The sequence below is a fragment of the Bacillus sp. P4_D3 genome (genome assembly GCF_056401855.1).
On the sequence record NZ_JBFUIN010000707.1, the window covers coordinates 1 to 1,571 of the forward strand.

Here is a 1,571-nt window from a genome sequence, read left to right on the forward strand (position 1 = left end):
ACAATTAATAAAAGGTGGCGGTGGTGCATTACTTCGCGAAAAAATTGTTGCCACCTCCTCTAAAGAACTTATTATTATTGCAGATGAATCCAAACTCGTTTCACACTTAGGTGCCTTTCCACTTCCTATTGAAATCATCCCCTTCTCTTGGAAGCAAACTGAAAAGAGAGTTCAATCTTTAGGATACGAAACACGTTTACGTATGAAAGATGGCGGACCATTTATAACTGATAACGGCAATTTAATTATTGATTGTATTTTTCCAAACAAAATATTGAATCCAAATGACACACATACAGGGTTAAAGATGATTACCGGTGTAGTTGAAACAGGATTATTTATCAATATGACGAACAAAGCGATCATCGGAACAAAAAACGGGATAAAAGAATATTAACCATTTTAAAGGCTGACTTTTGCAAGTCAGTTTTTTATTTTTCATAGTATAACATTACAGTATGATATACTATGAAAACACATTCATATCACACTAGAAAGGGCTGAACAATTTGCAATCCAAACTCATAACAGAACTTACTGATTTAGAAACTGCCTTTTACATTCGAAAAGAAGTATTCGTAAAAGAGCAAGGTGTCCCTCTTGAGGATGAATTCGATACATATGACCAAATTGGCGAGACATGCAAACATATATTAGTTTATTATAATGAACTTCCTGTAGGAACTGGCCGTATACGATTCATTGACGGAATGGGTAAACTAGAACGAATTTGTATTTTAAAAGACTATCGCAAATACGGATTAGGAAAAGTAATAATCCAGGCACTAGAAGAGATTGCTCGTAACAAAGAAGCAAATAAAGTGAAACTACACGGTCAAACACAAGCTGAAGGATTTTATGAAAAATTAGGCTATCAAACTTCTTCTGATGTATTTATGGAAGATGGTATTCCGCACATACTTATGATGAAAGAATTGGCGTGATAAAAAGGGTATTATATGAATCCATACTGCAGGTTCATATAATACCCTTTTGTGTCCTATTCGTTTGTTTCATGAAACTTATCATATTCTTTACTGTAATGGATTTTTAATTTTCCTATTAAATTTGCATCAATTTTTAAATTATTGTCTTTCAAATTGTTGTTTAATAGCTCTTTGATAATACTCATGATTACTTAATAACTCATCATGAGTTCCAAAACCTGTAATTCTACCACCTTCTAATACAATAATTTGATCAGCATTTATAATGGTAGACAACCTATGTGCTATTACAAAAGTTGTTTGTTTATGAATTAATGTATTTATTGCCTTTTGTACTTGTTTTTCTGAATCAGAATCGAGATTTGCTGTAGCCTCATCTAATAATAGAAAATCTGTACCACGCATTAAGGCTCTAGCTAATGCAATACGTTGTTTTTGTCCACCTGAAAGTTGATTACCTCTTTCTCCTACTTGCGTATTATAACCATCCGATAAACCACCAATAAATTCATGTGCATTTGCAAATGTTGCAATTTCTATCAATTTATCATCTGTAACCTTTTCATTTTGTCCATATAAAATGTTATCTCTAATTGTACCTGAAAAAATTGGAGTATCTTGCGA

General features: G+C 32.5%; 3 protein-coding genes. 2 read left to right on the forward strand and 1 reads right to left on the reverse strand.

The annotated features are described in order from the left end of the window. On the forward strand, positions 1-397 hold a 397-nt coding region (rpiA, locus tag AC1DTM_RS25810), incomplete at its 5' end, for a ribose 5-phosphate isomerase A (protein ID WP_477001220.1). A 112-nt stretch (positions 398-509) separates the two neighbouring features. Next, positions 510-944: a GNAT family N-acetyltransferase gene (locus AC1DTM_RS25815; protein ID WP_016105069.1), complete on the forward strand. Its 435-nt coding sequence runs from the start codon at positions 510-512 to the stop codon at positions 942-944. 141 nt (positions 945-1,085) lie between these two features. On the opposite strand, the gene AC1DTM_RS25820 is transcribed toward AC1DTM_RS25815, so the two are convergent. Beyond that, positions 1,086-1,571 (reverse strand): ATP-binding cassette domain-containing protein (locus AC1DTM_RS25820; protein WP_477001221.1); only part of this gene is annotated, 486 nt, incomplete at its 5' end.